The organism is Sphingomonas radicis (assembly GCF_051400635.1).
Lineage (GTDB): Bacteria > Pseudomonadota > Alphaproteobacteria > Sphingomonadales > Sphingomonadaceae > Sphingomonas.
Map to the genome: position 1 here is coordinate 186,738 of NZ_JBLFFG010000003.1, position 11,124 is coordinate 197,861.

General features: G+C 63.1%; 12 protein-coding genes and 1 tRNA gene. 5 read left to right on the top strand and 8 right to left on the bottom strand.

Features of this window, described 5'->3' with window-relative positions:
- Positions 1 to 255 precede the first annotated feature (255 nt).
- The gene (locus ACMGDH_RS13335; protein ID WP_436828448.1) at positions 256 to 843 is read left to right on the top strand and encodes a recombinase family protein; all 588 of its coding nucleotides are present in this window, start codon (positions 256 to 258) and stop codon (positions 841 to 843) included.
- A gap of 407 nt (positions 844 to 1,250) precedes the next feature.
- Positions 1,251 to 1,913, top strand: a complete 663-nt coding sequence (locus ACMGDH_RS13340) for a hypothetical protein (protein WP_436828449.1) — start codon at positions 1,251 to 1,253, stop codon at positions 1,911 to 1,913.
- A gap of 157 nt (positions 1,914 to 2,070) precedes the next feature.
- On the opposite strand, the gene ACMGDH_RS13345 is transcribed toward ACMGDH_RS13340, so the two are convergent.
- Positions 2,071 to 2,580: a hypothetical protein gene (locus tag ACMGDH_RS13345; RefSeq protein ID WP_436828450.1), complete on the bottom strand. Its 510-nt coding sequence runs from the start codon at positions 2,578 to 2,580 to the stop codon at positions 2,071 to 2,073.
- Between the two features lie 107 nt (positions 2,581 to 2,687).
- Complete coding sequence (locus ACMGDH_RS13350; protein WP_436828451.1) at positions 2,688 to 2,972, bottom strand: hypothetical protein; 285 nt, start codon at positions 2,970 to 2,972, stop codon at positions 2,688 to 2,690.
- Positions 2,973 to 3,048: 76 nt separating this feature from the next.
- Here ACMGDH_RS13350 and ACMGDH_RS13355 point away from each other — a divergent pair, with 76 nt between their 5' ends.
- Positions 3,049 to 3,294, top strand: coding sequence for a helix-turn-helix domain-containing protein (locus ACMGDH_RS13355; RefSeq protein WP_436828452.1), 246 nt, complete (start codon positions 3,049 to 3,051; stop codon positions 3,292 to 3,294).
- 75 nt (positions 3,295 to 3,369) lie between these two features.
- The gene (locus ACMGDH_RS13360; RefSeq protein ID WP_436828453.1) at positions 3,370 to 4,785 is read left to right on the top strand and encodes a hypothetical protein; all 1,416 of its coding nucleotides are present in this window, start codon (positions 3,370 to 3,372) and stop codon (positions 4,783 to 4,785) included.
- Positions 4,786 to 4,838: 53 nt separating this feature from the next.
- Here the strand turns inward: ACMGDH_RS13360 and ACMGDH_RS13365 are convergent, their stop codons facing one another.
- Together ACMGDH_RS13365 and ACMGDH_RS13370 are read right to left on the bottom strand one after the other, a co-directional pair.
- Positions 4,839 to 6,353 carry a DUF6538 domain-containing protein gene (locus ACMGDH_RS13365; RefSeq protein WP_436828454.1) on the bottom strand — a complete coding sequence of 505 codons (1,515 nt, stop codon included), beginning with the start codon at positions 6,351 to 6,353 and terminating at the stop codon, positions 4,839 to 4,841.
- A 91-nt stretch (positions 6,354 to 6,444) separates the two neighbouring features.
- A tRNA-Ala gene (locus tag ACMGDH_RS13370) sits at positions 6,445 to 6,520 on the bottom strand.
- Between the two features lie 222 nt (positions 6,521 to 6,742).
- Here ACMGDH_RS13370 and ACMGDH_RS13375 point away from each other — a divergent pair.
- Positions 6,743 to 7,690 (top strand): DUF2171 domain-containing protein, encoded by a 948-nt coding sequence (locus ACMGDH_RS13375; protein WP_436828455.1) that lies wholly within the window; start codon positions 6,743 to 6,745, stop codon positions 7,688 to 7,690.
- A gap of 62 nt (positions 7,691 to 7,752) precedes the next feature.
- Here the strand turns inward: ACMGDH_RS13375 and ACMGDH_RS13380 are convergent, their stop codons facing one another.
- The 4 genes from ACMGDH_RS13380 to ACMGDH_RS13395 all read right to left on the bottom strand — a co-directional run bounded on the left by ACMGDH_RS13380 (position 7,753) and on the right by ACMGDH_RS13395 (position 11,051).
- A complete protein-coding gene (locus ACMGDH_RS13380) occupies positions 7,753 to 8,655 on the bottom strand; it encodes an alpha/beta fold hydrolase (RefSeq protein WP_436828456.1) in 903 nt (300 codons plus the stop codon).
- Positions 8,652 to 8,861: a helix-turn-helix transcriptional regulator gene (locus ACMGDH_RS13385; protein WP_436828457.1), complete on the bottom strand. Its 210-nt coding sequence runs from the start codon at positions 8,859 to 8,861 to the stop codon at positions 8,652 to 8,654. The genes ACMGDH_RS13380 and ACMGDH_RS13385 overlap by 4 nt, the downstream gene beginning before the upstream one ends.
- Positions 8,858 to 9,274: a hypothetical protein gene (locus tag ACMGDH_RS13390; RefSeq protein WP_436828458.1), complete on the bottom strand. Its 417-nt coding sequence runs from the start codon at positions 9,272 to 9,274 to the stop codon at positions 8,858 to 8,860. The genes ACMGDH_RS13385 and ACMGDH_RS13390 overlap by 4 nt, the downstream gene beginning before the upstream one ends.
- A 379-nt stretch (positions 9,275 to 9,653) precedes the next feature.
- Complete coding sequence (locus tag ACMGDH_RS13395) at positions 9,654 to 11,051, bottom strand: UDP-N-acetylmuramate--L-alanine ligase (protein WP_436828459.1); 1,398 nt, start codon at positions 11,049 to 11,051, stop codon at positions 9,654 to 9,656.
- Positions 11,052 to 11,124: the final 73 nt, after the last annotated feature.

The window sequence follows — 11,124 nt, forward strand, 5'->3', positions numbered from 1 at the left end:
GCAACTTGCAGGGTCGTTGCCCGATGCCCCCTCCGTCGGCTCCGCACTCGACGACTTGAGTTCGATCCGGCCATGCGCGATGGCAACTCTGACAATTGCGCACGCCATTTCCCCCTCGGCCGGGTTCCGCCAAACACATATAGATCAAAAGTTATAAGCTAACAGCTAGGCTCACAGGATAGATTGACGGGCGTTATTGGCCACCTTATGAGCCAATCACATACGCCACCCTATCTTTTGAGCCAAGGAGCCCACATGTCGCACCGCATTGCCTATTACCGCGTATCCACCGGCGACCAGAGCATCGAAGCTCAGCGGGCCGCGATGCAGGGCGGCAAACCGTTCGACCGTGAGTTTGCCGACGAAGGGATTAGCGGCGCGACCATGGCCGCCAGCCGCCCGCAGTTCTCAAAGCTACTGGAGCAAGTGCGCAGCGGCGATACCGTGTGCGTCAATGCGATAGATCGCCTTGGACGCGATGCCTTGGACGTACAGGCAACCGTGCGCGATCTAATTAACCGGGGCGTGACGGTTGACGTGCGCGGCATCGGTCCCATCGCCAAGGGCGTTGGTGAAATTATCTTAGCCGTGCTGGCGCAGGTTGCCGACATGGAGCGCAGCCGCATCCGGGAACGCACGGAAAGCGGCAGGGCAGCGGCCCGGAAGGCGCTGGCGGAAACCGGCAAAACGCACAAGGGCAAGCACGGCTTGGGCCGGAAGCCGGTGAAGGGCGGTGACGAGATAGCCGCGTGGCGCAAGGCGAATAGCGCGAGCATCAGCACCACGGCCAAGCATTTCAAGGTGAGCGCGGCGACCGTGAAGCGGTATTGCGCCGAGCGTTGACCACCCCGGCTTGACATGGTGCGGAGCCGTTCGTAGTTGCGCCGCCGATCGCTTGCTGGTGCGTCGCCACGGCGGAGGCAGAACCTCCCGTCTGGTGCCAGGGGTGGTGAAAAATAGCCTCGCTGCTTGGGGCGACTGCACGGAGCCATGCGCGCCGTCAGCCAAGCAGACAGCCCGGTGGGGCGGTTGGAGGCAGCACGGTGGCCAGAGGGCTGCGCGATATAAGCCAGCGGCGGTTAGAGTACCGTGTCGCTGGCACTCCATAACATCGTAACAACTACGAGACGGGTGCATGACTGCATGTATCCGCCGATTTTGACATCTCAGAAGGGAGAACTGTTTGAAAAACTTAAAGGGCAGGCTCGAGTATCTGAAGGGCCAGCCACAGGAAATCCGGGCCTGATTGCATGGCCTTCGACTTAGGCAACGAGTGCGCCAGCATTGTTGACGCTCTGCCTGACACACTACCCAACCAGTCGTACGCGCTTACGAACAGTGCGACTGAACTAGCTGAACTGCGGCAGCGGATCGCGATGTTTGCGGCCGAGGCACAGCAGGCATTTCCCAACCTCGCTGGCAAGAAATTGGGCGGGATGGGCAAGCTCTACGTATTTGACCCCAACACCTTGGTTGAGACGGTAGAACGCGACGTGGTGAGATACTGGCTGCAACGGCCTGAGAGCCTAGAGCTTAGCGCTGCACAGGTCGCCGCGCTGGCGTCTAACTGGTACAGTCGGCCCATTTCTGAACACCGCATCAAGCGGCGTTTCAATGACCCCGTCCTGATAACGAGGCTGCAATCACTATGCTATGAGCTCGGGAACGCCACCGACATATCCAAGTGCAGGAGCCTGACGGAAATCCGGAAGCGGCTAAGGCTGCGCTTTCGCCAAAGCGGGACCGGCTGGACCTTCCGGGGCGAAATCACATTCCACGACAATGGCACTGTGACCATCGGCGATCTTGTCGCACAGCAGGACCAAACGGCCGCTGGCAGGAGGCGCGTTCGCGGGAATGGCTCGGCTGTTTCAATCGATGCTCTGCGGAATGTGCTGCTGGCACACTCTTGAACGAGGCATCATGCAGGAGGACCCACAGAGTTCTCTGTATTGCACGATGTGCACAAATCGCGGTGGTCGCCCGCCGCATCCAACCCCGTATCTCGCCAATCGCCTGCCCACCAGGGGCGGGGTTCACCCATGGGGCGAATTATTCATCTGGAGCATCTCAACTCGCATGACCCGGCGCGTCGGCCCACAATCTAATCCGTACTTCACACTTCACCACCGGCAACCCCGCGCCGACAAGTTGGACGCGCAGCAACGGCGACTGTGCCATGCCGATACTGCCTTTCTGGAGGCCCTCAGAGCGCGCGTGGCGAACCGCCAGAGGTTCGCCGCCTTCCTCGACGGGATCGCGTTCTACATCGATCTGGAGCGCCCCTGCGGCAGATGCGGGAACTTCAAGAAGCGCGTGCGGGATCGGTCCTGCTACGCCTGCCACCTCGACCGAGGCGAGGAGAACTTTGAGCGAATGAAGGCCGGGGCCTCGCCAAAGGCGCAGCGCAGTATGGACGGGCACCTTGATCTGCTTGAGCGCAAGCGGCGCGAGCAGGCGGGCGAACATTTGGAGGGAGAGTTCGAGGGGCTTGTCGCCAAACGATGGCCGACCGGTCGCTTGGAAATAATCTTCCCCGATGGGTACCGAGAGCCTGATTTGGCCAAGCTCAACTACCACGGAGTATGCAGCGCCCTCGCTGAGTTTCCACAACTCCGCGCAGCGCTAGAGTGGGCGGGTTGGCCAATACCGTTTGATGCTAAGCCGTAGGTAGCCTGCCGCCACTGCTAGCGCGCGTCGCCGCGGTAGCTTCGATTGGCGTCCGCCGACCGCATCGCCATCGCCACGCGAGCCTTTGCGACTTCGACATCCACCTTCGTGACACCGGATAGCCGCGCGAAGGCGTCCTCGTACTTCTTGCACTGGTCGAGTGCCCCGTAGGCGGCAGTCTTCCACTCAGCACCGTCTTCCAACAATCGAGCAGAGGCGGAAACCGCGCAGGCTTTCCACGCCTCCATGGATGCTTCTTGGTCTTGCTGGGCAATTGCGAAGGCGAGAGAAAGTAGGATCATGGCGACATCCCTCGCACGAATGTTTTGGGTCGTAAATACCGTGGAACGTGTGAGCGCGTGAGGCGACCGCTGGTGCGTGGCGCGCGTCTCTGGACAGCAGGATACCGATGGCCAGCTTAAGCGGCTGGGTGAAGCTGTGCGCACGGCGAGGAAGGCGCGCGGGCTCTCTCAGGAAGCCCTCGCGGATGCGTCGGGTATCGATCGCTCTCACATGGGAAAGATCGAGCGCGGCGAGCGGAACGTCACGCTTCTAAACGTGCTTAGGATCGCGGCCGCACTCAACGGCTCAGCAGCAGACCTGTTACGCGAGGCCGGACTATAGCATAGGCTGTGGCTAGTCGGGGGAGCCGCACGCCAGAAAGGTGCGGGGCTTCGGGATTGTCGAGGTGGAGAGGCAATGGCTGAAGATGAGAGCAAGCTAGCACCACCGCCTGAGGCAGCGGCGTTCTTCGATGCGATCAGTGCTTTCGAGCCTCATATGAAGCCGACGCTGAGCTATTTAGCGTTCCGCAGGGACGAAAGTTGGCACCTGTTCCGAGGCCGGATCAATTACAACTTCTCCGGTGTCGGAGTGAAACCATTCCAAGTTCGCACTGACAACATAATTGCCGGAGCCGAGCTACTGGCGGGAGGACCCAGTGAGGCCCGACAGCGGGTGCAGGACGTTCTAAGCGGAGCGCTAGTCGCAGGAGGGGAACGGCTGCTATTTCCTCAACAGTTTGGCGGCGGATATGCTGCGTCCTATCTTCCACTCCATCCAGATGGTGTCGAACGGCAAATACGCGTCAGCCTGCTGCAAATCCGTGGCAGCGACCAGTACGGGTACCATTCTCATACTCCCTTTGACTGGGAGTTGCGGGCTACCGAACAACCTTTCGACGGTATGGCCGACCTATTGGGAACTCTAGGGATACCCACACTGCCAGACCCTGCCTCGCTTTTTGAGATAATGGCGTTCGAAGTTGCCGCCATCGACGCCGCATCTGCAGTCGAGGGAGAGAAAGCGCGGTTTGGCATAAGCCTGGCACCGGGACTGGATCATGCGAAAGCCAGCCTAGGCTACCGCATCCTGTCCGCAGGGAAAGTGATCGCGCGCGGTCGCATCCCCGGAAACGACCTGCACTGGACATCGGACACCGCGCGAGAGGTTGGCTACACTGAATTGGACGTGCCCGCCGCAGCGGTAATGCAGGCGTTTGCCTCCTACAGCGGGACCACCTACCACCACTGGTGGTTCCACGACCCTTCCCATAGCCAAAACCCTCGCCGAGCCGCGTTCGAACTTAGCGATCCGGGTTTACAAACGCTGCAGTCATTTCTCGAAAACTCCGGAAAGCAGGCACGTGATCTGGAGTTCAGTGTGTCTTGGTTGCTTTGGATACTGGGGTTCAGCCCAGCGCATCTCGGAGCGAACGCTCGCATGTCAGAAGCGCCCGACCTGTTGGTTACGACGCCGAGGGGTCATTTTGCCGTTATTGAGTGCACGACCGGTGTCTTGAAAGCGGAACACAAGCTCGCGCTCCTTGTCCAACGCTCAGAGGCCGTTAGGAAAGGGTTGCAGCTTTCCAACAACCAACACCTACGCGTGTTACCGGTGATGGTCACGACCAAGACCCGTGAGGAAGTCCGCGGCGAACTCGAAGATGCTCGCAAATCTGGAGTTGTAGTCGTGACGAGGGATGATCTCCCTCCCCTAATCTCGCGTACGCTTCTGCTTACCGATCCCGATCAACTCTACACTGAAGCAGAAGAAACTCTACGCGAACCGCCAAGCCTCGACCCCGACGCGCCGGAGTTGGCGCTACGGACTTGACCGCTCCGCCTTAGCGTAGCGTTTAGAGTTATTGAGCCGAAAGTAGATGCCCACTAGGCAGGAGGCAGGCAAAGTCCCGGAACTTTGTAGAGCTTAACGCCCTCGACTAGCCAATGCAGGCCGTACCCCTCGCCATAGTCATCGTGCACGTCCTGCCCCCCATGGCCAACCAGCCTGCGCTGCACAGCCTCGGGGATGTCTGGCCGGCGGGCATAGTCAATGAACGCATGACGGAAGGAGTGGAAGGTCATGCGTCTATCGGTCACGCCACAATCTTTCCGCAGGTACACGCCAAACCACTGGCCCCAACGGTGAGTGAAGTTCCCGTGTGGGCCTTTGGTCAACGCGGGGAATAGACGCTCCACTCTCTGCTTCTGCATCGCCTTGGCGTAATCGAGGAAACCCAGCCGCTCTAACTCGGGATGCACCGGCACCAGTCGCTCACTCGCGACGTTCTTGAGCTTCCCCGCTTCGGCCGTGATCCGAATGAACCAAGCGATCTGGGTCTGCCCTTCTGGGTCGGGGTATGACTGCTCCGACACGTCATCAGGGCGAAGCTGTCCTAGCTCCTCCAGCCGCGCCCCGGTGAAGATCGCGAGCAGCGGCATCCAATAAGCAGCTTCGCCCCGCCCCTGCGCGGGCCGCTCTCCATGGGCAAACACCGGACTGGCGAAGATCGCGTTGAGCGCAGCGAGGCTCAGCGGCAGACGCTTCTTCTTCCCTGCATCGGGGTCTTTGATCGATACCCCTGCCGCTACGTTGGCTGCCGCATGGCCATTGTCCGCCGCATATTGCAGCAGCGTGCGCACCCGGCTTAGCTTGTTCTTGATGTTGGTCGCGGTCTGGCCTTCCTCGATCAGCTTCGCCTTGAAGGCCAAAATGTCGCCTCGGGTGATCTGATCGACGGGCTTCCGGCCGATACGATCCAACAACCAACGGGCATCCGAGCGGTGCATTTGGATCGTCTTGGATGCGGGCTTCCGCTCCGCTGCCCATAGATCAATGATCTTGGCATCCAGCATGATGCCCTGTGTGGCGTTCTCGGGCACCAGGGAAGCATCTTCTGCCCGCTCTGGTGCGCGGATGCCTCGGCGGTCCTCAGCACGCTCCACGCGCCTCGCAAGGCGGCGCTCCTGCTCGACGGTCAATTCGAACTGCACGTCCCGCAGTAGGTCGCGCATCGCGGCTTCCTCTCGGGAGATTTCCATGGTGGATCGCTCAAAGGCAGCGAGAAGCCGTCTCCGCAATGGTTCGCGGGCTTCCCATCTGGCTTGGCGCTCTGCCTCATCCTGAGCCGCCCACTCGCCCTGCTCGATCTGGAACTCGCTGATAGGCGGCCCGCCAGTTGGCCGGGAGATTTCGATTGGAGCACCGCGCCGCCCTGCCTCGTCTAGAAGCCGGTCGGTCTCCTTGGTCTTGTCAGGGATGAGCCGCTTAGCCTGCTCGCGATCCTTGGTCCGGAGCGACAGCATGAACTCCGCTTTGCCGCCCAATGCAGGGCGCAATTCGGCGGGGATGACACGGCGGAAATAGTAGGTCGATCCGCGCTTGGTGAGGTACGTACACATGGCTCCCGCGTCCTATTACAAATGTAACAGTCGCTTGTAAAAAGCCTAGGTTTTCCGTGGTTTTAGCGCTTTTTCAAACGCTTGAGGCGGCTGGTGGAGCTGAGGGGAATCGAACCCCTGACCTCTGCAGTGCGATTGCAGCGCTCTCCCATCTGAGCTACAGCCCCGCCGCCCGTCCCCGGGTGGCGCACCCCTTAGCGACACGCGATGCGCGATGCAACCGGCTTGACTCGTCGGTCCCGTCCTGTCCGCGGCCGCGCCGGAAGTGCCGCAAATGCGACGAATTTTCGGAACTCTCTTCCCCCTTCGCTCGCTGAATCCCGCGTGAGGCGGGAGCGCCGTTTTCGTGCGCTCGCTCGCCAGATACCACACGATCAGGAGAGAGGATGATGGACGACCGCACCACGCGCTGGGGCCAGGGCGACGATTATTATCGTGGCGGCAACGCGCCCGACTTTACCGAGGATTACGGGTCGGGCCGCGACTACACTTATTCGAGCGCGCGCGAGTACGCCGCCGCCGGCGAGCTTGGCCCGGACCGCGGCCGCTACGGCTACGGCCGGCGCGGGCGCAACTATCGCGACGACTGGCGCGCGCGCAGCGACTATCCCAGCAGCGATTATCCACGTAACGAGTATCGCGGCCGCGACTGGGATCGCGGCGCCTGGGACCGCGACCGGTATCAACGCAGCAGCGACCGCGGCTACGGCAGCCGCTACGACGAGGATCGCGGCTTCCTGGAACGCGCTGGCGACGAGGTCCGCTCGTGGTTCGGCGACGAGGAGGCCGAGCGCCGCCGCGAGCGGGATCAGCGCTACGACGAACGCATGGGCCGGCAGGAGCGCTGGCGCGATGCCGGTGGCCGCGACGATCATTATACCAGCTGGCGACGCCAGCGCATTGCCGAGCTCGACCGCGACTATGACGAATACCGCCGCGAGAACGCGCAGCGCTTCCATAACGAATTCGAAACCTGGCGCACCGACCGCCGATCCCAGCGCGATTGCCTGCGCCGCGTGACCGAGCATATGGAGGTGCTGGGTTCGGACGGAAGCCATGTCGGCACGGTCGACAAGGTCCGTGGCGACCGGATCATCCTCACCAAGAGCGATACCGATGCCGGCGGCCACCACCACTCGATCCCTTCGCGCTGGATCGATTCGGTCGACGACAAGGTGAAGCTCCGCAAGACCGCCGACGAGGCCAAGGCGCATTGGCGCGACGAGGAGCGCTCGGGCGCCTTTTTCGGCGAAGCCCGCAACGAGACCGGCGATCGGGATCGGCAGGACTGGTCGAGCGAACACAATCTCAACCGGAGTTTCTCCGGCACCTATTGAGCCGGAGCAATAAGCAGATGGTGGCGGAACTGGGCCCGGGGTCGTTCCCGGGCCCTCTTCTTTCAGTTCGCGAGAAACGCCGTCAGGGCTTTGGCGAACTCCGCCGGCTGGTCGAGCATCACGAAATGCCCGCTATCGCCCACGTCGATGAAGCGGACGTTGGGCGCCTTGGAATATTCGCCGCGATAGAAGGGCTCGGCCCGGACCTTGGGCAGCCGCGCACTCCACGGATAGACGAGCGTTATCGGCGTGGCGATCGCCGCCATATCGGGGCGAAGATCGATAGTCGCGTCCTCATAGAAGGCCTGGGCCGAGACGCGCGGGTCGGCGGCAAGGATCCACTTGGCGACCTGTGCCTGCGCGCCTGAGGTTATCGCCTGAGTCGCGGCGATGCCGGCTGCGCTCGCAGGGTTGCCGGGCTTGCCGAACGCGCCCGCCATCTGGTCGCGCATCGCGGCCGCGGTCGGCTCGATCGCCGCCACCGTCGCACCCGGTGCGAAGATCACGCCCACATAGGGCAGGGCATCCACGACCATCAGCCGGCCCACATCCTCCGGATGCGCCTTGGCAAGCATCAGCCCGGCGAGGCCGCCCATCGAATGGCCGACCACCGCTGCCTTCTCGATCTTCTCCGCCATGATCAGCCGGTGGATGTCCTCCACGACGCCCTCGATCACTCCCGGCTTCAGATTGGCACGCGGTTGGTCGCCGCCGAAGCCGTTGACCTGCACCAGATAGACGCGGTGCTTGCCGGCGAGATCGGGCACGACGCCCGCCCACACCTCGCGCGGAGAAGAGAGGCCGGGAATCAGGATCACCGGCGTGCCCTTCCCGATCACCTCGACCGAAATATGCTCCATCTGGCTGCGCGATGCGGGCGCCTGTGCGGCTCGCGCCGGCTGCGGGCCCAGGATGGCGGGGATGCCGGCAGTAGCGGCCAGCGCGAACAGCAGGCGGCGGATCATTGCGCCTTCTCCTTGGACGGGTTGAGGAATATCTCTTCGATCGCGAGGCCGAACACGTCGGCGATCTTGAAGGCGAGCGGCAGCGACGGATCGTAGCGCCCCGTCTCGATCGCGTTGACGCTCTGGCGCGAGACCTCGAGCCGTTCGGCCAGATCCTGCTGGCTCCAGGCACGCTCGGCGCGCAGCACGCGCAAACGGTTGTTCATCGTCCGCCTCCGGCGAGCCGGTCGCGCAGCGCCATCACGCAATGGGCTATGCCCATGGCGCCGCACCAGAAAGGAAAGGCCAAAAAGGTCGGCGGATGCCCCACCAAGCCGCTGTTCTCGAGGAAACCCCATATGGTGGCGGCCGCGAGCAGCAGGCCGGTGCCTCCCAACATAGCAACGACCAGTCGGTTGCGAAGATATTCGTCCGCCTCTTCGCGCAGGTAGAGGCCCATCACCAGGATCACGCCGAGCAGCGGCAGTGTCGGCAGGAGCGAAAGCAGTGCGAGCGCCGCGCCGTCGACATGCCGTGTGTCCGCGACCCTGTTCGCCGCAAATAGGATAAGGATGTATCCCGCCATGAGCGGCATGAAGCGTCGGATATAACGCCGTTGCGCCGGATTGCTGCGCGCCATGTCAAGCTTCCTTTCGAATAAGACAAGCGGACTTTACATCATCAGGCGCAAGGATGTCAACTTAGCTTGTCATTCCGAAAGCGAGCCCGGCAGCCGCGTCGTCGGGGTTCGGGTCAGGATTGTTCGGGTGGGCTGATGGGATCGGGGTCGAGCTGCCAGGTGCCCGCGTTGCGGATCATCGGCGTACCGCATCCCACGCAGCGAGACCGCCAGCTACTACCGTCATACCAGGCTTTGCGTCGGCTGCGCAGATGCTTGCCGCGTACGCACCCCAACAGCTGCAGGACATGCATGCTCGCCTCCTGTTCCCGGACAAGGCCCCTCCGGGGACGGCGATCATGCCACGTTGCTGCTATGTGTCCATGCAAATCGCGCGCGTTCAGCGTGCCAACTGTCCCACCATGTCAGCAGCGAGCAGGCTCAGCGTGTCGTCGCGTGCGCCCATCACCACGATCCGGTCGCCGGCGCGCGCCTCCGCCACCAGATGCGCCGCCGCGGAAGCCCGATCGGGAATGTGGAGTGCATGATGCCCGGTGGCGGCCACATCGGCCACGATATCTGCGCTCGTCACCTCACGTGCCACCGTGCCGCCGTGATAGACCGGATCCGGGAGCACCAGCAGATCGTCCGCGCCGAGCTTGCCGGCGAACATCGCCACCAGCTCGTGCCGCATCACCTTGAGCGGGCCGTATCCGTGCGGCTGGAACAGCAGCAGCAGCCGCCCGGGAAAGGCGTGCAGCGTGTCGAGCGTCGCGGCGATCTTGTCGGGGTTGTGCCCGAAATCGTCGATCACGGCGACGCCGCCCGCCTCCCCCACCAGCTCGAAGCGCCGCTTGAGCCCTGCGAATCCCTCGATCGCGCGCACTGCCTCTCCCAGCGGCACGCCCGCGGCCCGTACCGCGCCGATCGCCGCAAGCGCATTGGAGACATTGTGCCGCCCCGGCACCTGCAACGTCACCCGCACCGGAGCCGCGCCCTTCTCGCTCAGATCGAACGATACGCCGAAACGCTGTTCCTCCAGGTCGCGCGCGACCAGATCCGCTTCGCCCTCAATCGCAAAGGTCAGCAGCCGCTCCGGCGGCAGCGCCATCGCCAGCGCCGCGCCTTCGCCATTGTCGCGATTGACCACCGCAGTTCCCGCCTTGGCGATGAACCCGCCGAACAGGTCGCGCAGCTCCTCCATCGACTTGTGATCGAGGCTGACGTTGTTGAGCACCGCCACCCTGGGCCAATAGAGCGCGATCGAGCCGTCGCTCTCGTCGACTTCGCTCACGAACGCCTCGCCCTCGCCCACCAGCGCGCTGGCGAAGGGCGCGTCGGGCGTGGCGAAATTCTTCATCACCGCGCCGTTCATCACCGTGGGATCGCGACCGCACGCGTGGAGCATCCAGCCAATCATCCCGGTGACGGTCGATTTGCCGCTGGTCCCCGCCACTCCTATCGAGAGCGGCGCGGCGTTGAACAGTTTCGCCAGCAGCTCGGCGCGCGTCATCCGCTCGGCGCCCACGGCTTCGGCCGCGACGATATCGGGCACGCTCGCCTCGACTGCGGCCGATGCGACCACGATCTGCTCGGGCGAAATTATCCCGCTGCCGTCCTGCGGAAACAACGCGACGCCGCGGCGCGCAAGATAGTCGAACTTCGCAGGCAGCTTGGCCTGATCCAGGCTGCGGTCCGATCCGGCGACGGTGGCGCCCTGCCCTGCCAGGATCATCGCGAGCGGCATCATGCCCGATCCGCCTATGCCTACGAAGAAGTAAGGTTTGCCGTGGTGCATCGCTGCGCGCTATCGGCGGATTCCGCGGGTGGGGCAAGGCATTGCCCGTTCGCTCGCGCAGGTTTCGCGCCGC